The organism is Solirubrobacter deserti (genome assembly GCF_027587175.1).
GTDB classification, from domain to species: Bacteria; Actinomycetota; Thermoleophilia; order Solirubrobacterales; family Solirubrobacteraceae; genus Solirubrobacter; species Solirubrobacter deserti.
Map to the genome: position 1 here is coordinate 42,006 of NZ_JAPCID010000042.1, position 22,167 is coordinate 64,172.

The following is a 22,167-nucleotide window of genomic DNA, read 5'->3' on the forward strand; positions in this document are numbered from 1 at the left end:
TTCGTCGACCACCCCCTTGCGGCCCGCCGATAAACGATCACGCCCCGAGCGCAGGCGCCGCGCCAGCCGGTGTGCTCGCCGTTCACGAACGCTCGTACCCTTGACCACGTGCGCTCTTTGACCGACCCCTGGCAGATCGGCGACGTCACCATCACCAACCGGGTGATGCTCGCCCCCCTCGCCGGGATCGGCAACTGGTTCGTGCGCCTCCAGGCCAAGCGCTTCGGCGCCGGCCTCGCCGTCTCGGAGATGGTCTCCTCCTTCGCGATCCACTACGGGAACGAGAAGACCCACAAGGAGCTGCTGCGCGTCCACCCGGACGAGGGCCCGCTGGCGATCCAGCTGTTCGGTCACGACCCGGACGTCATGCGCTCGGCCGCGGCCGAGGTCGCCCGTGTCGGCGCGGACATCCTCGACCTGAACATGGGCTGCCCCGTGCCGAAGGTGATGAAGACGGGCGCGGGCGCGGCCATGATCAACGACCCGGACTCCGCGGTCGCGATCGCCAAGGCCGCGCGCGAGGGCTCCGGCCTGCCGGTCACCGTCAAGCTGCGCGCGTCGGTCAAGAAGGGCGGTGTCGAGGGCCTCGAGCTGGCTCGCAGGCTCGTCGACGAGGCCGGCGTCGCCGGCATCACCTTCCACCCGCGCTCCGCGGCGGTGCGCCACAAGGGCACGCCGGACTACGACCTGGCCAAGCAGCTCGTCGAGGAGCTCCCCGTCCCCGTGATCGTCTCCGGCGGGATGGAGGGCGCGGAGCACATCCGCTGGGTGTTCGAGCACACCGGCTGCGCCGCGGTCATGCTCGCCCGTGGCGCGCTCGGCAACCCGTGGCTGTTCGCGCAGGTGCTCGGCGAGCGCACGGAGGATCCGACGCCGGACGAGATCCTGGCCGAGTGGCACTGGGTGATCGACCGGGCCGAGGAACACCTCGGGCCGGAGCGAGCCGCCCGCTACCTGAAGAAGTTCCACCCGTGGTACATCGAGCGGCTCGGGGCGCCCAAGTCGGTCCAGGACGCGCTCCAGCGCGCAGACACCCTTGAGCAACAGCGCTCGGTGCTGTTGCTATCCTGCGCGCCCTCCACGGCCGTATAGGTGTGGAGTCACCGGTCCGCCTGACGAGCGGGCCGTTTCCATCTTCAGCCCCGCAGAAGGACTGACGCAGCATGCAGAAGGACGTCATCCTCACCCCAGAAGGCCTCGAGAACCTCAAGAAGGAGATCGAGCACCTCTCTACGACGAAGCGTCGCGAGGTGGCCGAGCGCATCAAGGAAGCGCGTGAGTTCGGCGACATCTCCGAGAACTCGGAGTACGACGACGCCAAGAACGAGCAGGCGATGCTGGAGTCCCGCATCGCGAGCCTCGAGGACAAGCTGCGCTCGGCGTCCGTGATCGATGCTTCCGAGCTGGACGCCGATGTCGTCCGGGTCGGCTCGCAGGTGCACGTCACCGACGACAAGGGCAAGTCCGCCGCCTACACGATCGTCGGCTCCACCGAGGCGAACCCGTCGGAGAACAAGCTCTCCAACGAGTCGCCGGTGGGCAAGGCGCTGATCGGCCGCAAGAAGGGCGACAGCGTCAAGGTCGTCCTGCCCTCGGGCAAGCAGCGCGAGCTCAAGGTCGACAAGATCGAAGTCGCGTAACGGTGTCGGAAGAGGAGACTTCCGAGCTCCTCGCTGTCCGCCGCCGCAAGCTCGAGAGCCTGCGCGAGGCGGGCATCGAGCCGTTCCCGCACGCCTTCGCGGGCGTCACGCCGATCGCCGAGGCCAAGGCGCCGCACGAGGGCCTCGCCGACGGCGAGGAGACCGACGTGCGCGTCCGCGTCGCCGGGCGCCTGCACGCGCGCCGCGGCCAGGGCAAGATGGCGTTCCTGGATCTGGACGACCGCACGGGCCGCATCCAGCTGCAGGCGCGCCGCGATGTGCTCGGCGACGAAGCGTTCGAGCGCCTGCTCACGATGGATCTCGGCGACCTGATCGGCGCCGACGGCACGATCTTCAAGACCCGCCGCGGCGAGCTGTCGGTCCTGCTCTCCGGCTGGACGCTGCTGGCCAAGTCGCTGCGCCCGCCGCCCGAGAAGCACCACGGGCTCACGGACACCGAGACGCGCTTCCGCCACCGGGAGCTGGATCTGATGTCCAATCCGGAGACGCGCGAGGTCTTCGTCACGCGCGCCAAGATCGTGTCCGCGATCCGCCGCTTTCTCGACGACGAGGGCTTCATCGAGGTCGAGACGCCGGTCCTGCAGCCGATCTACGGCGGCGCGCTCGCGCGGCCGTTCACGACGCACTTCAACGCGCTCGAGAAGACGATGTACCTGCGCATCGCGACCGAGCTCTACCTCAAGCGCCTGATCGTGGGCGGGCTCGAGCGCGTCTACGAGCTCGGCAAGGACTTCCGCAACGAGGGCCTGAGCCCGAAGCACAACCCCGAGTTCACGATGCTCGAGTGGTACGAGGCGTACGCGGACTGGGAGGTCGTCGCCGAGCGGGCGGAGCGGCTGGTGCGTGCGGTCGGCGAGGCGGTCGGCTCCGAGAAGTTCGCACAGCCCTGGAAGCGCGAGACGCTGGCCGGCTCGGTGCACTCCCGAACCGGCATCGACGTGCTCGCCAACCGCAGCCTGGAGTCCCTTCAGGGCGCGATGCGCGAGGCCGGCATGGAGGTCCCGGACGAGCCCAACTGGGCGGCGCTCGTGGACTACCTGGTGTCCAAGCACGTCGAGCCGACCCTGATCGAGCCGACGATGCTGCACGACTACCCGGTCGAGCTCTCACCGTTCGCGAAAAGACACCGGGAGCACGACGGCCTGGTCGAGCGGTTCGAGGCCTTTGCGGACGGCATGGAGTTCGCCAACGCCTTCTCCGAGCTCAACGATCCGGACGATCAGCGAGCCCGATTCGAGGAGCAGGTCCGGCACGCCGCGGCGGGTGACGAGAGCGCTCCGCCGTTCGACACCGACTACATCTTCTCCCTGGAACACGGCATGCCGCCGACCGGCGGGATCGGCATCGGCATCGACCGTCTGACCATGCTCCTCACCGGTCAGCGGACCATCAGGGAAGTGGTCCTCTTCCCCGCCCTGAAGTAGCCGCGGTTTCGACCGTTCGTCCAGCAGAGATCACGGCCTCTCCCCGTTGGTAGACTGGGGTATGGCCAAAGACGTGCCCCGAGCCCTGATCCGGACCGGCGTGACCGCCGCATACCCGGATGAGAGCCGGGGTATTTTCGTCTTCCGGGCCTTCCGTCACTGCCCTCCCACAAACCATTTTCGAGACCACCAGAACGACCGAGCGCTAGGCGAGCACTAGTAGGAAGGAAGCTCCCCAACCCATGTTCGAGCGATTCACAGAGCGAGCACGTCAGGTGGTCGTCCTCGCCCAGGAGGAGGCGCGGACGCTCAAGCACAACTACATCGGGACCGAACACATCCTCCTTGGTCTCCTCCGAGAGGAGGAGGGCCTCGCCGCGCGCGTTCTCGAGTCCCTGGACATCACCGTGGAGCGCGTTCGCGCCCAGGTTGTCCGCATCGTCGGTTCCGGCGAAGAAGTGACCTCTGGCCAGATCCCCTTTACGCCGCGCGCGAAGAAGGTGCTGGAGCTGGCTCTCCGCGAGGCGCTGAGCCTCGGCCACAACTACATCGGCACCGAGCACATCCTGCTCGGCCTCGTCCGCGAGAACGAGGGCGTCGCCGCGCGCATCCTGCTCGACTTCGACGCGGATTCGGAGAAGATCCGCAACGAGGTCATCAGGATGCTGTCGGGCCCGGGTGGGCGCCGTCCTTCGGGCGGTGGCCAGGGCCAGCAGCAGGCGGGTGCCGGCGGTCAGACGGCCGAGGGCAAGAAGTCCTCGAAGCTGCTGGACCAGTTCGGTCGCAATCTGACCAAGCTGGCGGCCGACGGCAAGCTGGACCCCGTCGTCGGGCGTGAGACGGAGATCGAGCGGATCATGCAGATCCTCTCGCGGCGCACCAAGAACAACCCCGTGCTCGTCGGTGAGCCGGGCGTCGGCAAGACCGCCGTGGTCGAGGGCCTGGCCCAGCGGATCACGAACGGCGACGTGCCGGAGCTGCTCAAGAACAAGCAGATCTACACGCTCGACCTTGCCGCCCTGGTCGCGGGCTCCAAGTATCGCGGCGAGTTCGAGGAGCGCCTCAAGAAGGTGATGAAGGAGATCACCCAGCGCGGCGACATCATCCTGTTCATCGACGAGCTCCACAACCTCGTCGGCGCAGGTGCCGCGGAGGGCGCGATCGACGCCGCCTCGATCCTCAAGCCGGCCCTCGCCCGTGGCGAGCTGCAGACGGTGGGCGCGACGACGCTGGACGAGTACCGCAAGTACCTGGAGCGGGACTCGGCGCTGGAGCGTCGCTTCCAGAAGATCACCGTCGACCAGCCGTCGCTCGAGGAGTGCGTGCAGATCCTCAAGGGCCTGCGCGACCGCTACGAGGCGCACCACAAGGTCAACATCACCGACGAGGCCCTCGAGGCGTCGGCGGAGCTGGCCGACCGGTACATCTCCGACCGCTTCCTGCCGGACAAGGCGATCGACCTCATCGACGAGGCCGCCTCGCGCATGCGCATCAAGTCGATGTCCTCCCCGCCCGTGTACCGGGAGCTCGAGGAGGAGATCGAGACGACGCGGCGCGACAAGGAGGCCGCGATCGAGAACCAGGAGTTCGAGAAGGCCGCGCACCTTCGCGATCGCGAGCGTCAGCTCACGAACAAGAAGCGCGACCTCGAGGACGCCTGGGAGTCCGGCGAAGGTGGGGAGCGTCCGTCGATCGGCGAGGAAGAGATCGCCGACATCGTCTCGATGTGGACGGGCATCCCGGTCTTCAAGCTCACCGAGGCCGAGACGCAGAAGCTGATGCGCATGGAGGAAGAGCTCCATAAGCGCGTCATCGGTCAGCACCAGGCGATCGAGGTCGTCGCGAAGGCGATCCGCCGCTCGCGTGCCGGCCTCAAGGACCCGAAGCGGCCGACCGGCTCGTTCATCTTCCTGGGCCCGTCGGGCGTGGGCAAGACGGAGCTGGCGCGCACGCTCGCGGAGTTCCTGTTCGGTGACGAGGACGCGATGGTCCGCATCGACATGTCCGAGTACATGGAGAAGCACGCGGTCTCCCGTCTGGTCGGCTCGCCTCCGGGCTACGTCGGCTACGACGAGGGCGGCCAGCTGACGGAGGCGGTCCGCCGCAAGCCGTACAGCGTGCTGCTGCTGGACGAGATCGAGAAGGCCCACCCGGACGTCTTCAACATCCTCCTGCAGATCCTCGAGGACGGTCGCCTGACCGACTCGCAGGGCCGCACGGTGGACTTCCGCCACGCGATCGTGATCATGACCTCGAACATCGGGGCGGGCGAGATCGCGCGCAACACGCCGCTCGGCTTCGCCGTGTCGGACGACGAGACCGGTATCTCGTACGACGACATGAAGGGCCGCATCATGGGCGAGCTCAAGAAGGTCTTCCGGCCTGAGTTCCTCAACCGCATCGACGACGTGATCGTCTTCCACAAGCTCACCAAGGAAGAGATCAAGTCGATCGTCGAGCTGCTGCTGCGTCGCATCCGGACGTCTCTGGCCGAGCGGGAGCTGCAGCTCGAGCTCACCGAGGAGGCCGAGGACTACCTGGTCGAGAAGGGCTGGGACCCGGCCATGGGTGCCCGTCCGCTGCGCCGGGCGATCCAGCGCTACATCGAGGATCCGCTCGCGGACTTCGTGCTGCGCTCCGAGCTCGTGCCGGGTGGCACCGTGATGGTCGATAAGGCGCCCGAGGGCTCCGACGAAGAGGTCACCCTCAACATCGTCAAGCCCGTCGAGCAGCCGGCCCCGGTCGGCGTGGGCGGCCGCAAGGAGGGCGACGAGCCCGAGGCGGTCGACGACACCGGCGCGTTGGACACGCCGCCGGTCCCACCGAGCGACACCGAGTAAGAACCATCGGGGGGCTGCCGTCCCCCGAGTCCCCCCGCTTCACGAGAGGGCGCCCAAGTGGCGCCCTCTCTTATGTTGTGGGTGTGGATTCGGATCTCACTGAATGGCTCGCCCGCGGGAACGAGGCGCATCTCGCCGGTGACGAGCAGGCCGCCGAGGCGGCCTACCGCCGTGCGCTCGAAGAGGGCGAGGAGGACGCCGGGTACTACCTCGGCGACCTGCTGGTGCAGCTCAACCGGGCCGCGGAGGCCGAGCCGCTGCTGCGCGAGGTGATCGCGAGCGGCGATCCCGACGGGCACGTCCCGCTCGGCAACGCGCTGTGGGACCTCGAGCGCCCGGAGGAGGCCGAGGCCGAGTTCCGCGCCGCCGCGGCCGCGGGCCAGCGGATCGGCAACCTCAACCTCGGCATGCTGCTGCGCGAGCAGGAGCGCTTCGAGGAGGCGGCCAAGGAGCTGCGGGTCGCGGCCGAGGAGGAGCCGGAGGCGCTCGTCGAGCTCGCGATCCTCTACATCGAGGACCTCGACGGCAACGAGGAGGAAGCCGAGACGCTGCTGCGCCAGGCGATCGAGCAGGGCGAGGACGACGGCGCCGTCGTGCTCGGCACGCTGCTGGTCGAGCAGGAGCGCGACGACGAGGCCGAGGAGGTGCTCCGGGCCGCCGTCGAGCGTGGGTCGGTGTCGGCCATGATCGACCTCGCCAACCTGCTCAGTGAGTACGAGGACGGCGAGGAGGAGGCCGAGGCGCTCTACCGCCAGGCGCTCGCGGCCGGCGACCTGGACGCGGAGAACAACCTCGCGGTGCTGCTGCGCGACCTGGGGCGGCTCGATGAGGCGCGCGAGCTGCTGCAGCGGGCCGCCGCGCGCGGCGACGAGCTCGCGGCCGAGAACCTCGCCAAGCTCGATGAGGAGCCTTAAGGAAGAAGGCGCCTGAACACGCCTTCGAGCGTCTGCTTGCCCGCGGCGTGGGAGCCGTTGTCCGCGGTGAGGACCGCGATCGCGATCCGCTCCTCGCCGCGGACGAGCAGCGCCACCTGGTGGTCGACGGCGCCGGTGCCCGACCCCCAGCCGCCCTTGAAGTAGACGCGCCAGTCGGGCAGCGCGAGCCGGCCGACGCCCCAGCGCTGGCTCGGGACGACCGTGCGCAGGAGCCTGAGCCCGTAGGCGCGGTGGCGGGCCGGGAGCAGCGCGTCGATGCGCAGGAAGAAGCGCGTCTGGTCGCGCGCGGTGATCCGGGAATTGCCCCAGATCGGGCTGACCGGGGTGAAGCGAGCCATGCCGGCGGTCTTGGCCAGGCGGGCGAGGCCGCCCGTGCCGACGCGGCTGAAGATGACGTTCGTCGCGGCGTTGTGGGAGCGGCGGACCATCGGGTCGAGCAGCCGCTTCTCGTCGGCGCGTAGCGGCCGGTCGCGCGCCGAGCGGGTGTAGGCGACGAGCAGCATCGCCTTCAGGACGCTCGCGCTCGGGAAGACGCGGTCCGCCTCGACGCCCTCGAACGTCGTGGGCGTGCGCACGGCGAACGCGACGGTGCCGGGCCGGGACGCCGCGTAGTCGCGGGCGGCCTCCACGTTCGGAGAGGCGAGGAGCGCCGCGGAAGCGGCGAGTTCGACGAGCATCGCGGTATAGCGTGCCGCACCATGTCCAGGACCGTCGCTCTCGCGGCGGTGACGTTCGCCCTGGCGGCCGCACCAGCAGCCGCCGACGACTACGCCGCCGTCGCGCGCAACATCATTGCCTCGGGTCAGTACGGGTCGGCGCCACCGCCGCCCGGGGCGGAGGAGCAGGCGCTGATGTACGACGCGCTGACGCCGCTCTTCGATCAGGTCACCAATGACGACCTGATGACGAAGTTCAAGTCCGCGGGGTTCGGCGTTGGGCCGGACGGGCCGGCGCGGCCGGAACCACTGCCGCGCGCCGGCGTGACGGTCGTGCGCGACCGCTTCAACGTCCCGCACATCACGGGCCGCTCGCGCGACGACGTCACATGGGCGATGGGCTGGCTGCTCCAGCAGGACCGTGGGCTGCTGCTCGCGCAGGCGCGCGACGCCGCCAAGCTCGCGGCGCTCGACGCACCCAACGTCTATGCGTTCGGCCTGGTGATCAACCTGCGCCAGTACAAGCCGACGCCCGAGGTCGACCGCATCATCGAGCGCAACGGCCTGCGGGCGCTGCGGGAGGCCGGTGCGGCGGGCCGGGCGGTGCTGCACGACGTCGACGTCTACCTGCAGGGCATCAACGCGCGCCTGCGCGCGGAAGGCAGCACAGCGAGGCCGTGGCGGCGCGCGGACGTGTTCGCCGCCAACGCCGTGATCGGCGAGATCTTCGGCGAGGGCGGCGGCGACGAGGCGCGGCGCTCGCAGTTCCTCTCCGCGCTGCGCCGCGAGTACGGCACCGCGCGCGGCAACCGGATGTTCGAGGACTTCACCTCCTTCGACGACCGCGACGCGCCGACGACGATGACCCGCACGTTCCGCTACGGGACCGAGAACCTCGACGGCCCCGGCAACGTCGTCCTCGACGCGGGCTCGTTCAAGCCGACCGGCCCGCGGGGGCTCGCGAGCGCGGCCAACGTGCCCCAGTGGGCGAGCAACTTCCTGCTGGTCTCCGGGCGGCGGTCGGCCACCGGGCACCCGCTGTTCGTCGCCGGCCCGCAGATCGGCTACACGTACCCCGGTCTCACGCTCGAGGCCGACATCAGCTGGCCCGGCGGGCAGGCGCGCGGCGCGACCGCTCCGGGCTTCGCCGGCAACATCCTGATCGGACGCGGGCAGGACTACGCGTGGTCGCTCACCAGCGCCGGCTCGGACGTGGTCGACACCTACGTGGAGACGCTGTGCGGCGGCTCGCGCACCAAGTACCGCTACAAGGGTCGCTGCCGCACGATGGGCCGCGTGGACGCGGGGACGGTCACCGGCTTCGGCCGGATCGCCTACCGCACGACCGTCCACGGGCCGGTGACCGGGTACGCGAAGGTCAACGGCCGCACAGTCGCGATCTCGCGCAAGCGGGCCAGCTTCGGGCAGGACATCCTGTGGCAGCTCGGCTTCCGCGACCTCACGACCGGGAAGGTGCGCTCGAAGGGGACGTTCCGGGCGGCGATGGCGAGCTCGCCGTTCACGTTCAACGTCGGCTACGCCGACGACCAGGACATCGCCATGTACTCGGCGGGCCGGCTGCCGGTGCGGCCCAGGTCCGTCGACCCGCGGCTGCCGGTGAAGGGCACCGGCGAGTACGAGTGGCGCGGCTTCTTGGCGCAGTCGCGGCGCCCGTACCAGGCCAACCCGCCTTCCGGGGCGCTCGTGAACTGGAACAACCGTCCCGCACCGGGCTGGGGCGCCGCGGACGACAACTGGAGCTACGGCGCGACCCAGCGCGTGCGGATGCTCGACGAAGGGCTCGCGCGGCGCGGCGTGCACGACCTCGCGTCGGTGACGGGCGCGATGAACGCGGCCGCCACGCAGGACCTGCGCAGCGTCGCGCTCACGCCGGTGATCGAGAAGCTGTTGCGCGCGCACCCCGCGGGCGCCACGCCCCGCGCGTCGCGGATGCTGGAGCTGCTCGTCGCCTGGCGCGCCGCGGGCTCCTCGCGCCTGGATCGCGAGCCCGACGGCGTGATGGACGCCGGCCCTGGCCCCGCGATCTGGGACGCGTTCTACCCGCGGCTGTGGGCGGCAGCGATGCCGGTCAAGGGCCTCCAGGACTTCGTCGGGACCAACTCCGGCCCGGCCAGCGGCTTCACCGGCGGTGGCTTCTGGTACCTCGAGAAGGACCTCGGCCGGCTGACCGGGACCCGGTGGAAGAGCCCGTTCAAGGAGCGCTACTGCGGCGGCGGCGACGCCGCCCGGTGCGCCGCCGCGGTATGGAAGGCACTGGACGCGGTGCCGGGCGACCCGGACGCGCTGCGCGCGGACGCGAACGCGGAGCGGATCGCGTTCCGGCCCGGCCTGCTGCCGACCACCATCCGCTACACGAACCGGCCGAGCGGGATCCAGCAGGTGATCTCGTTCGGTGGAGGCCGGAGATAGACCGGGGGGACTGCCGTCCCCCCGAGACCTCCCTGCTCAAGGCAGGATCTGCATCACCACACCGAAGACGCCACACACGGCCGCGGGTGTGCCGCGGCCGTCCTGGCGCACGCCGCCCTGGATGATCGCGTTCTGGCCGGCGAACTCGATGTGGAACACGAACGTGTTCGAGCCGCCGACGCTCAGCGACGTCGCCGTCTGGTTGGCCGCGAGCGTGAGCGCGCCGTCGCCGTTGCCGACCCGGCGTGCGATGTTGATCGTCTGGCCGGACGTGTTGTTGAACGTGATGACCGAGATCGGGTCCTCGTTGCCGGGCGCCGCGTTCTGGTCGTTGCAGGTGGCGGTGAGGGTGCCAAGGCCGCGGATCGACTGGATCAGCTGCGGCGCGCCAGGAGCGTTGTCGGCGACCTCATAGCCCTTGCTGAAGGACTGCGTGCGCGCCACGTCGGCGACGAACTTGCCGGGGATGCGGCCCGCGTCCGTGCCGCCGCTGTTGGTGGCCACGAGCTTCCCACGGGCGTCCGAGAGGCTCGCGCCGGCATAGACCGCGCTCTTGCCGTCGACGGACCCGGCCCGCGCTGCGTAGTTGACCGCCGCGATGCTCGTGCCGCCCAGCGACACGAACAGGGCGATGCTCGCCACCACCATCGACGGTGAAGGTCGAGAGATCTTCATGGACTTGCCCCCTTGGTGAGGATCGATCGGTTGACCATTCCCGGAAACCCCGAGCCCAACCCGAAGGTTCGCAAACGACGAACGGCCCGCCGGGGAAGGCGGGCCGTTCGTGATGCTGAGAAGCGGTAGGCCGGGGGTCAATCGGCGTCCGCCTCGAGGCGCCGGCTGGAGGGTTGTGCCGGTGCCGTATGGAGGAGGGAATCGTGGGTCAAACGATCCCTTGTGCATGGCGAGAGAGCTGCCGAGCCAAAGTCAGCTCCCCGCCTATGTCAGTTCGACGTCCATGTCGCCGCGGCTCCCGGGGGGTCAGTCCGTCGGCCGCTGAGCGAATGATGCGCTTCTCGCGTTGCTTAAACCTTGGAGAAACCTTGGCGAGCCGATAGCTTGCCGCTCACACGGTGGTCGAAGGCTGGGACATCCGCTTGTGCGGGCCCGTTCTCGTCGAGGCGAATGGGCGTCGACTCGACGCAGGGCTCCCAGGGCGCCAGGGGCGTCTGCTGTTCGCGTACCTGGTCCTCAACCGTAGCCGCGGCTGCCCGCGCGACGAGCTGATCGACGCCCTGTGGCCCGAAGGGCCGCCCGCCGCCGCCGACTCGGCGCTCAGCGCGCTGTTGTCGAAGCTGCGCCGCGCGCTGGGTGAAGGCGTGCTGACGGGCCGCGGCGAGCTGCGCCTGCGGCTTGAGGGCTCGGTCAGCGTGGACATCGAGAGCTCGCGGATCGCGATCGCCGAGGCCGAGGCGGCGATGGAGGCCGGCGACCACGCGTTGGCGGCGGTACGGGCGCGCGACGCGCTGCTCACCGACCTGCAGACGTTCCTGCCCGACGCCGAGGGCGGCTGGGCGGCCGAACAGCGGCGCGAGCTGGAGACGCTGCGCCTGCGCGGCCTGGAGACGCTGGCCGAGGCCGGGCTGCGGGCGGGCGGGCGTGAGCTGGGCTCGGCCGAGCAGGCGGCGCGGGCGGCGATCGCGGCGGCGCCGTTCCGCGAGTCCGCGCACCGGCTGCTGATGGAGGTCCACGAGGCCGCGGGCAACCCGGCGGAGGCGCTGCGGGCGTTCGAGGAGCTGCGGTCGCTGCTGCGCGAGGAGCTCGGCACGACGCCCGGGCCGGCCGCGATGACGGTCTTCGAGCGCGTGCTGCGCGGCGAGCCGCCTCCCACCTACCGCGGTCCGGCGCCGGTCGTCGCCTCCCCCGTCGCGCTCGAGCCCGCGCCCTGGCCCGCGCCGCTCGCGGCGGCGGTGGACCGGCACGCGCTGATCGGCCGCCGCGTCGAGCTCGCCTTCCTGGAGCGCTGCTGGCGTGAGGGCGCCGACGGGCAGCGGGCGCTCGTGCTGCTGGCCGGCGACGCCGGGATCGGGAAGACGCGGCTCGCGGCGGAACTTGCTCGCACCGCGCACGAGGACGGCGCCGCCGTGCTCTACGGGCGCTTCGACGAGGAGACCCTGACGCCGTACCAGCCCGTGGTCGAGATGCTGCGCGGCTGGTCGGCGGGCGCGCCGCTGGACGCGCTGCGCGACCGACTCGGCCCGCGCGCGGCCGAGTTGGCGATCCTGCTGCCGGAGTTCGGCCCGCCGCCCGCCGATCACGTGGGCGGCAGCGGCGTGAGCGGGGCCGAGGCCGACGCGCAGCGTTTCCGGTTCTTCGACGCCGTCGCCGCGCTGTTGGGCGAGATCGGGTCCGAGGCGCCGGTCGTGCTCGTGTTCGACGACCTCCAGTGGGCGGACCGGCCGACGCTCCAGCTGCTGCGGCACCTGGTGCGCTCGCCCGCGCCGCGGCGCGTGCTGTTCCTCGGCACCTACCGCGAGAGCGAGATCTCCGACCGCCATCCGCTGCACGAGCTGATCGGCGACCTGCGGCGCGAGGGCACGCTGCGGCGCCTGGAGCTCGGCGGGCTCGCGGAGCTCGAGGTGGGTGAGCTGGTGGCCGAGCTCGCGCACGCGCCGGCTTCGGAGTCGTTCGTGCACGCGCTCGCGGGCGAGACCGAGGGCAACCCGTTCTTCATCGAGGAGGTCGTGCGCCACGTCCGCGAGACCGCGGGCGCGTTGAGCGAGGAGGTGACGCTGGAGGAGGCGGGCGTGCCGGACGGCGTGCGCGAGGTCACCTCCCGGCGGCTGCGCCGGCTGAGCGAACCGACGCACGCCGTGCTGCTCGTGGCCTCGGTCATCGGGCGCGAGTTCGACTACGACGTGCTCGCGACGGTCGTCGACCGGCCCGACGACGACCTGGTGGAGGCCTTGGAGGAGGCCGTCGAGGCGCGCGTGCTGCGGGAGATCGGGCACGTGGGCCGCTACGGCTTCACGCACGGCCTGGTCCGGGCGACGCTCTACGACTCGATCTCCCAGCTGCGGCGCGCGCGGCTGCACGGGCGGGTGGGCGAGACGCTCGTGTCCCTGCGTGGTGGCGACCTGGACCCGCACCTGGCGATGCTCGCCCACCACTTCGCGCAGGCCGCGCCGGTGGAGCGTCCGGATCGGGCGATCGACTTCGCGCTGGCCGCGGCGCGGCGGGCGGACCGGCTGCTGGCCTGGGAGGAGGCCGCGCAGCACTACCGGGCGGCGCTGCGCGCGCGGGAGCTCTCGGGCGCGGTCGACGACCACGTGCGCGCGGAGCTGCTGCTGGCGCTCGGCGCGTCGGAGGAGCGCGCGGGGATGGAGAGCGAGGCGCGCGAGAGCTTCGCCGCCGCGATCCGCGTCGCGCGCGGGCTGCACGACCCGGTGCTGCTCACGCGCGGCGTGCTGGGGCAGGCCGGCCCGTGGTCGGCGCTTTCGCGCTCGGACCCCGAGCGCGTCGCGCTGCTGGACGAGGCGATGACCGAGCTGCCCGAGGACGACTCCCCGCTGCGCGCGCGGCTGCTCGCCCGCATGTCGCTCGAGCTCTACTACGCGGGCGAGCCGGAGCTGCGGCTGTCGCTCTCGGACGAGGCGCTGCGGATCGCGCGCCGGCTCGGCGATCCCCGGACGCTCGCCGCCTGCCTGGACGCGCGCCACTACGCGCTGTGGCGGCCCGAGAACACCGAGGAGCGGCTCGCGGTGGCCGCGGAGCTGCGCGGCGTGGCCGAGCAGACCGGCGACCCGGAGCTCGAGCTCCAGGGCGCCGCCTGGACGATCATCGACCTGATGGAGCTCGGCGACATCGACGGCGTCGACATCCAGATCGCGGCGGTGTCGAAGTTGGCCGACGCCCTGCACCGGCCGATCTGGCTGTGGTGGGCGGGCCTGTTCCGCGCCACCCGCGCGTTGCTGGACGGCCGCTTCGACGAGGCCGAGCAGCTCGCCCAGGAGACGCTGGCGATCGGCCAGCGCGGCCAGGCCGAGAACGCCCTGCACTACTACGCGCAGTGCATGTACTCGGTCCGCCGCGAGCAGGGCCGGCTCGCCGAGGTCGAGGGCGCCGTGCGCAACTTCATCGAGCTCTACCCGGCGATCCCCGCGTGGCGCTCGGCCCTGGCGCTGCTGCTGATCGAGCTGGGCCGGCCGGACGAGGCGCGCGCGGAGTTCGAGGTGATGGCCGCCAGCGGGTTCGACATCCCGCGCGACGCCAACTGGCTCGTCGCGGTGACCGTGCTCGCCGAGGTGTGCGGCGCGCTGGGCGACGCCGCGCGCGCGGGCCAGCTGTACGCGATGCTCGAGCCGTACGCGGGCCGCAACGTGGTCGTGGGCCGCAACGCCACCTTCAATGGGTCGGCCTCGTGGTTGCTGGGGCTGCTGGCCGCGGCGCAGGGGCGATACGAGCTGGCCGAGTCACACTTCGCCGCAGCGCAGGAGATGCACGTGGCGATGGGCGCGCGGCCCTTCCAGGCGCGCACGCAGGTGGCGTGGGCGGAGATGCTCCTGGCTCAGGGGGACGTCGAGCGCGCGTCGGAGATGCTCGCGGACGCGATCCTGGTCGCGGACGCGTTGGGGATGGTCGTGTTGGCCGAGCGGGCGCGGTCCTTGGTGCCGGCGGCCAAACCGGCCTAGGGGGCGAAACCGTCCGCCTCGGGGCCTAGGTTCTTCGACATGCCCCGCGCGACCACCGTCTTCGTCTGCTCCGCCTGCGCCGCCGAGACGCCGCGCTGGATGGGGCAGTGCCCCGGCTGCAACGCGTGGAACACGCTGGTCGAGGAGAACCGCGGCGCGGCCGCGAGGAAGGGCGGCGGCGGAGCGCCGCGCGCGGCGGCGACGAGGCCGACCCGGCTCGCCGAGGTCGCCGCGGAGCGCCACGCGCGCCTGCACACGGGCATCGGCGAGTTGGACCGCGTGCTCGGGGGAGGGCTGGTGCCCGGCAGCCTCGTCCTGCTCGGCGGGTCGCCCGGAATCGGCAAGTCGACGCTCACGAACATGGCGCTCGGCAACCTCGAGGGCGCGGGGCGCAAGACGCTCTACGTCTCCGGGGAGGAATCCGCGGCGCAGATCCGGCTGCGCGCCGAGCGGCTGCCCGGCGCCGCTTTGCAGGTGCCCGTGCTGGCCGAGACCGACCTGGACACGGTGCTGGCGACGATGGAGGCCGAGGCGCCGGACGTGTGCGTGGTGGACTCGGTGCAGACGCTGCACGCGTCCGACCTCACGGGTGCGGCGGGCAGTGTCGGCCAGGTGCGCGAGGTCGCGGACCGGATCACGCGCGTGGCCAAGCAGCGCAACATCGCCGTGCTGCTCGTGGGCCACGTGACGAAGGAGGGCGCGCTGGCCGGGCCGCGTGTGCTCGAGCACCTCGTGGACTGCGTGCTGCAGTTCGAGGGCGAGCGCGAACGGACGTACCGCACGCTGCGGGCGCTCAAGAACCGGTTCGGCTCCACGAACGACGTCGGCGTGTTCGAGATGAAGTCGGGCGGCCTGGTGGAAGTGCAGGACGCGTCCGCGCGCTTCGTCGGCGAGGCGACGCGCGCGCCCGGGAGCGTCGTGCTGGCGGCGATGGAGGGCTCGCGGCCGCTGCTGGTCGAGGTGCAGGCGCTCGTCTCGCCCTCCGAGCTCGTGCCGCCCCGGCGGGTGGTCAACGGGATCGATCGCAACCGGCTCGCGCTCGTGCTGGCCGTGCTGGCCCGGCACGCCGGGATCGGGGCCGGAAGCGCCGACGTGTTCGTCAACGTCGCGGGCGGCGTCCGGATCGACGAGCCGGGTGCGGACCTCGCGGTCGCGCTGGCCGTCGCGAGCGCTGTGCGCGGCGTCACGATGGGTGAGAGCACGCCGATCGCGTGCTTCGGCGAGATCGGCCTCACCGGCGAGCTGCGGTCCGTCGCGCACGACGACCGGCGCCGCGCGGAGGCGGCGAAGTTCGGCCTGTCACCGGTACTGTCACCCGGTCCGGAGACACCCACTCTGCGCGCTGCGGTGCGGGCCGCACTCGGCGCTCCGCTCGCCCGTGTAGCAGCCTGATTCACTTTCGTCAAGCCCCCCGATTTGGCTCTGGAACGGGAAAAATCGGGGCTAAATAGCGCTTAAGTAGCTGCTAGAATTACATCGTGATGCAGCCGCGATCAGGGGAAGAGCTCAATGAGCTCGAAGCGCGGCAAGAGCCCCGGTTGGTGAAGGCCCTCGAGATGGTCGCACCGGGGACCGCGGTACGCGAGGGAATCGACAACATCGTCCACGCGCGCACCGGCGGTCTGATCGTCATCGGCGATCCCGACGAGCTGGCGTTCTTGTTCTCAGGCGGTATCCGGCTGGATATCGACTACACGCCTGCGCTCGTCTACCAGCTCGCGAAGATGGACGGCGCGATCGCGCTCAACGCCAACGCGACCAAGATCGCGTGGTGCAACGTGCAGCTGATGCCCGACCCGACGATCCTCACGTCGGAGACCGGCACGCGCCACCGCACGGCCGAGCGCATCTCCAAGCAGACCGACGCGCTGGTGATCGCCGTCTCGCAGCGCCGCGACGTCGTCTCGCTGTACGTCGATGGCGCGAAGTACATCCTCGAGGAGATCCCCGCGGTGCTCGCCAAGGCCAACCAGGCCCTGGCCACGCTGGACAAGTATCGCTCCCGCCTGGATCAGGTCTCCACGCGCCTCACGGCGCTGGAGTTCGAAGGCGGGGTCACGCTCCACGACGTCCTCACCGTCCTGCAGCGCGCCGAGCTGGTGACGCGCATGGCGGTGGAGATCGAGCGCTACATCGTCGAGCTCGGCACCGAGGGCCGCCTGATCGAGATGCAGCTCGAGGAGACGATGGTCGGCGTCGCGGGCGACAAGGCCGCGCTGCTGCACGACTATCTGGCCGATCCCGTCGAGGACGCGTTCGCGATGGCGCTCGACGGCATCTCGCGCCTGCCGCATCAGGACCTGCTCGACTTCGGTCGCCTCGCCGAGCTGCTCGGCTATGACCGCAAGGTCAACACGCTGGACTATCCCGTCTCGCCCCGCGGCTACCGCATCCTCGGCCGCATCCCGCGGCTCCCGAAGCTGGTGGTGCAGAACATCGTCCGCGAGTTCCGCGGGCTGGACGAGATCTTGGCCGCCACCGATCCAGAGCTGGAGTCGGTGGAGGGCGTTGGTGAAATCCGGGCGAAGGACATCCGCGAGGGCCTTCGCCGCCTGCAGGAGATCAACCTCGTGGACCGCTACTTGCAAACCTGACCCAGCAGGAAGGTCCGGCAGCCGGACCCCGCTTAAAGGAGGAACCCCCAATTCCCGACATGGCTATTGACCTCGAGGATCTCGAGATCGAGCGTGAGATCGTCAACATCGAGTTCGAGATCGGCGACAACGTGGTCTACCCGCATCATGGGGCCGGCCAGGTAGTCAAGAAGGAGGAGAAGAACATCCTCGGCGAGGTGCGCGAGTACCTCACGATCAAGATCCTCCACAACGACATGACGGTCATGGTGCCGTGCGCGAACGCCGGCAAGGCGGGCCTGCGCCGGGTGATCGACGAGGAGACCGTCAAGGCGGTCCTCGGCGTTCTTGCCGCCGACGTGTCGGAGATGCCGAAGAACTGGAACCGGCGCTTCAAGCACAACCGGGACAAGATCAAGACCGGCGACATCTACGAGCTCGCCGAGGTCGTTCGCAATCTTGCCGTCCGCGAGCAGGACAAGGGCCTGTCGACGGGCGAGAAGCAGATGTACACCCGCGCCAAGAAGATCCTGGCGTCGGAGATGATGTACGCGCTCGAGAAGACCGAGGACGAGGCCGAGGCCTACCTCGACGAGATTCTCCTCCGCACGGCTGACGAGCTCGCCGCCGCGTCCGCGGCGTCCGCTGAGTAACAGGTCCGTCGCGCTCCTGGTGGCCGCGGGCTCTGGCTCGCGGCTTGGCGCCTCGATTCCGAAGGCGTTCGTCCCGGTCGCCGGGCGGCCGATGATCGAGTGGTCCGTGGCCGCGCTGCGCGCGGCCGGGATCTCCGAGATCGTGGTCGCCCTGCCTGAGGGCGCCTCCGCGCCAGAGGGGTGCGTCGGCGTGCGCGGCGGCGCGACCCGCTCGGAGTCCGTGCGCGCGGCGCTGAGCGCCGTGTACTCGGCCCCCACCCACCCCGTCGTGGTGCACGACGCGGCGCGGCCGCTGGTCGAGCCGTCGCTGTTCACCCGCGTGGTGGACGCGCTCGACGACGCGGACTGCGCGATCGCCGCCGCACGCGTGACGGACACGATCAAGGAGGCCGACGGCGATGTGGTCGTGGCGACCCACGACCGATCGCGCCTGTGGGCGGTGCAGACGCCGCAGGCCTTCCGGCGCGGCGCGCTGGAAGCGGCGCTGAGCGTGGATGCCGCGATCCTCGCGCGCGCCACGGACGACGCCTGGCTCGTCGAGCGCGGCGGCGGGACCGTGCGCGTGGTGGAGTCCTCACCCGCGAACTTCAAGGTGACGACGCCGCACGACCTGCGCGTCGCCGAGCTGCTGCTCGGAGAGCGCGTGCGATCCTGAATCGCACGAATGCTCACCGACTACCACGTGCACCTGCGGCCGGACGGCAACGACTCGACGGCCACCCGATACTTCACCGCCGCCAACGCCGAGCACTATCGCGAGGTAGCCGCCTCGCGCGGCGTCGAGGAGCTCGGCGTCTCCGAGCACGTCCACCGCTTCTCCGCCGCGCTCGACGTGTGGCAGCACCCGTTCTGGCGCCAGAGCGCGGTCGACGACCTGGACGCCTATGTCGGCTTCGTGCGCGAGGAGACCGACCTCAAGCTCGGCATCGAGGCCGACTACATCAAGGGCCGCGAGGACCGGATGGCCAACCTGCTCGAAGCGCACGAGTGGGACTACGTGGTCGGCTCGGTGCACTTCCTCGGCGACTTCGCCGTGGACTTCGACGACGAGACCGACATCTGGCGCCAGGAGATGTCGGCGGAGCGCGTGTGGGCGAAGTACTTCGAGGCGCTCGCCGAGTCCGCCCGGTGCGGGCTCTACGACATCATCTCCCACCCCGACCTCGTGAAGATCTGGGGCAAGGCCCGGCCGGTGCCGGAGAAGGACCTGCGGTTCTTCTACGAGCCGGCCGTCGAGGCGATGCTCGAGGGCAACGTGGCGATGGAGCTGTCCACCGCCGGGCTGCGCAAGCCGGTGGGCGAGATGTACCCGGCGCGCGCGTACCTGGAGATGGCGGTCGACGCCGGCGTGCCGATCGCGCTGTCCTCGGACGCGCACATTCCCGACCACCTCGCGTACGGCTACGAACAGGCGGTCGAGCTGCTGCAGGACGTCGGTGTGAAGGAGCTCGCGGTGTTCGAGAAGCGCCAGCGCCGGCTGGAGCCGCTGGGGTGAGGTCGGGGCTCGGGATCGACTCCCACCGCTTCGCCGAGGGGCGGCGGCTGGTGCTGGGCGGCGTCGAGATCCCGCACGATCGCGGGCTCGAGGGCCACTCCGACGCGGACGTGCTCGCGCACGCGGTGACGGACGCGATCCTGGGCGCGGCGGCGCTGGGCGACATCGGCCAGCACTTCCCAGACACGGACTCGGCGTTCAAGGACGCCGACTCGATCGCGCTGCTGCGCGAGGCGGTCGCGCGGGTGCGCGCGGAGGGCTGGCGCGTCGAGTTCGTGGACGCGACCGTGATGATGGAGCGGCCGAAGCTCGCGCCGCACCGGTCCGCGATCATGGCCGTGCTGAGCGAGGCGGTCGGCGCGGACGTGCACGTGAAGGCGACGACCGGCGAGCGGATGGGGTTCGTCGGGCGCGAGGAGGGCGTGGCGGCGTTGGCCGTCGCGACGCTGGACCGTGCCTGAGCTCTACGTCGCGCTGCTGCACATGCCGGGCGCGTTCGTCTATGCGGGCACGCAGGCCTCGAGCGTCGCCGAGGCGGTGGCAGCGTTCGGCGACGAGGTGCTCGGGATCGAGTGGCTGCAGACGTTCGACTCGCTGCCGGCGCGCGGGCAGGAGAACGAAGCGGTGCAGGCGGTGCTCGCCGGGTTGCTCGACGCGCCGGTCGTGTTCGTCGAAGGCTACGACGAGGACGAGGCCGGCGATCCGTTGGACGGGATGCGCGCGCACCTGGACCACTGGGTCGACGAGGCGGCCGAGCGCTTCGGCGAGTTCTCGGTCGGCGCGTACGGCTTCGTGCTGGAGATGCAGCTGGGCGACGAGGTCGAGCTGGGCTGGGCCTACGGCGGCGCGCTCACGCCCGGGGCGGCGGAGCTGTTCGCCCGTGCCGCCGATATGGCACGGTTCCAGTCATGAGCTACGACATCCATCTCGACGACAAGTTCGGGCAGTCGACGTTCATCGACGTCGCGGCCGAGGCCGCGGCGCACGAGCCCTGGTTCAACCAGACGCTCACGACCGTCAATGACAGCGTCGTGCGCCTCGGCGTGCTCGACGGCGACTTCCACTGGCACAAGCACGAGGTCGAGGACGAGTTCTTCCTCGTGCTCGAGGGGAAGCTGCTGATCGATATCGAGGGCGCCGACACGGTGACGCTCGAGCCGCACCAGGGCTACACGGTGCCGCGTGGAGTCGTGCACCGCACGCGCGCGCCGGAGGGTCGGACCGTGATCGTCATGGTCGAGCCCGCCGGGGTGCAGCCGACCGGGGACTGAGCTTGGACGCGGCCGCCGTTGAAGCGCTCGCGCCGGACGCGGCTTCGGTCGCGGCGGCGCGCAAGCTCGCGCGGCCGGCGCCGTGGAGCGAGACGGGCTTCAACGCGCGCGCGGTCTGGGGGTCCTGCCGCGGGAGCGGCGCGCGGCCGTACGAGGTGGCGGTCGACCTGGACGGGCCGGCGTACAGGTGCTCCTGCCCGAGCCGGAAGATCCCCTGCAAGCACGCGCTGGCGTTGCTGCTGCTGCGCGCGGACGGTGCGGTGGCGGAGGGCTCGCCGCCGGCCCGGGTCACGGAGTGGCTCGACGGTCGTGCGCGGCGCGTGCCGCGGGAGCCGGGCGAGCCGATCCGCGACCCCGAGGCGGCTGCGCGGCGCGCCGCCGAGCGCGAGGCGCGGGTCGCGGGCGGCGTCGAGGACCTGCGGTTGTGGCTGCGCGACGCGGTGCGCGGCGGGCTCGGCGCGCCGCGGCTGCGCGGCTGGGACGAGTGGGACGCGTTCGCGGCGCGGATGGTGGACGCGCAGGCGCCGGGCGCGGCGTCGCGGTTGCGCTCGCTCGGGAACGTCGCGGCGATGCGGCCCGACGACTGGCCCGAGCGGCTGCTGTCGGGCATGGCGATGCTGCACCTGCTGTGCGAGGCCTACGCGCGCGAGACCGAGGGGCCGCTGCGCGACGAGGTCCGCACGCTGCTGGGCTGGAACGCGTCGCGGGAGGAGGTGCTGAGCGGGCCGCGCGTGCAGGACGAGTGGTCGGTGCTGGCGCGCGTCGTGATCGAGCAGGAGCGCCTGCGCGTCCAGCGGACGTGGCTGTGGGGGCACGACCACGAGCGCGCGGCGTTGATCCTGGACTTCGCGCCCACCGGCGGGTCCTTGGCGCCGCGGCCGCCGGCGGGGCGAAGCTTCGAAGCCGCGCTGGCGTTCTACCCGGGCGCGACGCCGCTGCGTGCGCTGCTGGAGGAGCCGGGCCGGCTGCGCGACGCGCCGGGGTTCTTCGGCGTGGGCGGCGTCGAGGCGGCGTTGGGCGCGTGCGCGGGGGCGGTCGCGGCAAACCCGTGGCTCGACGAGCACCCGATCGCGCTGGCGCGTGCGGTCGCGGACGTTGATGTGGTGAGCGCGGAGGACGGGTCGCTGCCGCTGCGCGGACCGATGCGCGCGCGGTGGCGGCTGCTGGCGTTGAGCGGCGGGCGGCCGGTGTCCGTGTTCGGGATGTGGAACGGCGAGGCGCTGAACCCGCTCGCGGTCGGGGACGGCGAGCGCACGGTGGCGCTGTGAGGGCGCGCGGCGTCGCCGGGGCCGGCACGGCTCGTTCGAGTGCCGGCCGCGTGGTGGCCGCGGGGGCGACGCTGGCGGCGCGCGGAATGAGCGCCGGCCGCGTGGTGGATGCGGCGGCGCGACCGGCGGCGAGCGAATGAGCGCCGACCGCCTGGTGGCCGCGGCCGCGCGACCCCCGGCGCGCGAAACCGGGCTTCGCCCGAAGAGGGGGATGTTTCGCGCGGCCGGGGGTCGCGCGTCCGCGGCTGAGCGTGGGCGGGGCACGGCGAGGGCTCGGGCCGTCGCGGCTGGACGTCGGCCGGGCCCGGCGAGGGCTCGGGCCGTCGCGGC

Annotated in this window: 18 protein-coding genes; 16 read left to right on the plus strand and 2 right to left on the minus strand. The window is 71.4% G+C overall.

Going from position 1 to position 22,167, the window contains the following annotated elements; genetic code table 11:
- The first annotated feature begins 108 nt into the window (after nucleotides 1-108).
- From OJ962_RS24165 to OJ962_RS24185, 5 genes are all read left to right on the plus strand, one after another.
- Nucleotides 109-1,092: a tRNA dihydrouridine synthase gene (locus tag OJ962_RS24165; RefSeq protein WP_270006663.1), complete on the plus strand. Its 984-nt coding sequence runs from the start codon at nucleotides 109-111 to the stop codon at nucleotides 1,090-1,092.
- 71 nt (nucleotides 1,093-1,163) lie between these two features.
- Complete coding sequence (gene greA / locus OJ962_RS24170; RefSeq protein ID WP_202955892.1) at nucleotides 1,164-1,640, plus strand: transcription elongation factor GreA; 477 nt, start codon at nucleotides 1,164-1,166, stop codon at nucleotides 1,638-1,640.
- A 2-nt stretch (nucleotides 1,641-1,642) separates the two neighbouring features.
- Complete coding sequence (gene lysS, locus OJ962_RS24175; RefSeq protein ID WP_202955893.1) at nucleotides 1,643-3,085, plus strand: lysine--tRNA ligase; 1,443 nt, start codon at nucleotides 1,643-1,645, stop codon at nucleotides 3,083-3,085.
- Nucleotides 3,086-3,327: 242 nt separating this feature from the next.
- Nucleotides 3,328-5,925, plus strand: a complete 2,598-nt coding sequence (locus OJ962_RS24180; protein ID WP_238931840.1) for an ATP-dependent Clp protease ATP-binding subunit — start codon at nucleotides 3,328-3,330, stop codon at nucleotides 5,923-5,925.
- A gap of 83 nt (nucleotides 5,926-6,008) precedes the next feature.
- A complete protein-coding gene (locus OJ962_RS24185) occupies nucleotides 6,009-6,839 on the plus strand; it encodes a tetratricopeptide repeat protein (protein ID WP_202955894.1) in 831 nt (276 codons plus the stop codon).
- Here OJ962_RS24185 and OJ962_RS24190 read toward each other — a convergent pair.
- Nucleotides 6,836-7,537 carry a serine hydrolase gene (locus OJ962_RS24190; RefSeq protein WP_202955895.1) on the minus strand — a complete coding sequence of 234 codons (702 nt, stop codon included), beginning with the start codon at nucleotides 7,535-7,537 and terminating at the stop codon, nucleotides 6,836-6,838. The genes OJ962_RS24185 and OJ962_RS24190 overlap by 4 nt on opposite strands.
- A gap of 21 nt (nucleotides 7,538-7,558) precedes the next feature.
- Between OJ962_RS24190 and OJ962_RS24195 the strand changes: the two genes are divergently transcribed.
- Complete coding sequence (locus OJ962_RS24195) at nucleotides 7,559-9,946, plus strand: penicillin acylase family protein (protein ID WP_202955896.1); 2,388 nt, start codon at nucleotides 7,559-7,561, stop codon at nucleotides 9,944-9,946.
- 36 nt (nucleotides 9,947-9,982) lie between these two features.
- Here the strand turns inward: OJ962_RS24195 and OJ962_RS24200 are convergent, their stop codons facing one another.
- A complete protein-coding gene (locus OJ962_RS24200; protein ID WP_202955897.1) occupies nucleotides 9,983-10,621 on the minus strand; it encodes a hypothetical protein in 639 nt (212 codons plus the stop codon).
- 398 nt (nucleotides 10,622-11,019) lie between these two features.
- On the opposite strand from OJ962_RS24200, the gene OJ962_RS24205 reads away from it, so the two are divergent.
- The 10 genes from OJ962_RS24205 to OJ962_RS24250 all read left to right on the plus strand — a co-directional run bounded on the left by OJ962_RS24205 (nucleotide 11,020) and on the right by OJ962_RS24250 (nucleotide 21,837).
- Nucleotides 11,020-14,577, plus strand: a complete 3,558-nt coding sequence (locus OJ962_RS24205; RefSeq protein ID WP_202955898.1) for an ATP-binding protein — start codon at nucleotides 11,020-11,022, stop codon at nucleotides 14,575-14,577.
- A gap of 39 nt (nucleotides 14,578-14,616) precedes the next feature.
- A complete protein-coding gene (gene radA / locus OJ962_RS24210) occupies nucleotides 14,617-15,969 on the plus strand; it encodes a DNA repair protein RadA (protein ID WP_202955899.1) in 1,353 nt (450 codons plus the stop codon).
- Between the two features lie 89 nt (nucleotides 15,970-16,058).
- Nucleotides 16,059-17,171, plus strand: coding sequence for a DNA integrity scanning diadenylate cyclase DisA (disA, locus tag OJ962_RS24215; protein WP_202955900.1), 1,113 nt, complete (start codon nucleotides 16,059-16,061; stop codon nucleotides 17,169-17,171).
- Between the two features lie 59 nt (nucleotides 17,172-17,230).
- A complete protein-coding gene (locus tag OJ962_RS24220; protein WP_238931841.1) occupies nucleotides 17,231-17,803 on the plus strand; it encodes a CarD family transcriptional regulator in 573 nt (190 codons plus the stop codon).
- A gap of 19 nt (nucleotides 17,804-17,822) precedes the next feature.
- Nucleotides 17,823-18,458 carry a 2-C-methyl-D-erythritol 4-phosphate cytidylyltransferase gene (gene ispD, locus OJ962_RS24225; protein WP_270006664.1) on the plus strand — a complete coding sequence of 212 codons (636 nt, stop codon included), beginning with the start codon at nucleotides 17,823-17,825 and terminating at the stop codon, nucleotides 18,456-18,458.
- 9 nt (nucleotides 18,459-18,467) lie between these two features.
- Nucleotides 18,468-19,298, plus strand: coding sequence for a histidinol-phosphatase (locus OJ962_RS24230; RefSeq protein WP_202955901.1), 831 nt, complete (start codon nucleotides 18,468-18,470; stop codon nucleotides 19,296-19,298).
- Nucleotides 19,295-19,759, plus strand: coding sequence for a 2-C-methyl-D-erythritol 2,4-cyclodiphosphate synthase (gene ispF / locus OJ962_RS24235; protein ID WP_202955902.1), 465 nt, complete (start codon nucleotides 19,295-19,297; stop codon nucleotides 19,757-19,759). Before OJ962_RS24230 ends, ispF begins: the two co-directional genes overlap by 4 nt.
- Nucleotides 19,752-20,210 (plus strand): hypothetical protein, encoded by a 459-nt coding sequence (locus OJ962_RS24240; RefSeq protein ID WP_202955903.1) that lies wholly within the window; start codon nucleotides 19,752-19,754, stop codon nucleotides 20,208-20,210. The genes ispF and OJ962_RS24240 overlap by 8 nt, the downstream gene beginning before the upstream one ends.
- Complete coding sequence (locus tag OJ962_RS24245; RefSeq protein WP_202955904.1) at nucleotides 20,207-20,569, plus strand: cupin domain-containing protein; 363 nt, start codon at nucleotides 20,207-20,209, stop codon at nucleotides 20,567-20,569. The genes OJ962_RS24240 and OJ962_RS24245 overlap by 4 nt, the downstream gene beginning before the upstream one ends.
- Nucleotides 20,570-20,571: 2 nt before the next feature.
- Complete coding sequence (locus OJ962_RS24250; RefSeq protein ID WP_202955905.1) at nucleotides 20,572-21,837, plus strand: SWIM zinc finger family protein; 1,266 nt, start codon at nucleotides 20,572-20,574, stop codon at nucleotides 21,835-21,837.
- The last annotated feature ends 330 nt before the right edge of the window (nucleotides 21,838-22,167 follow it).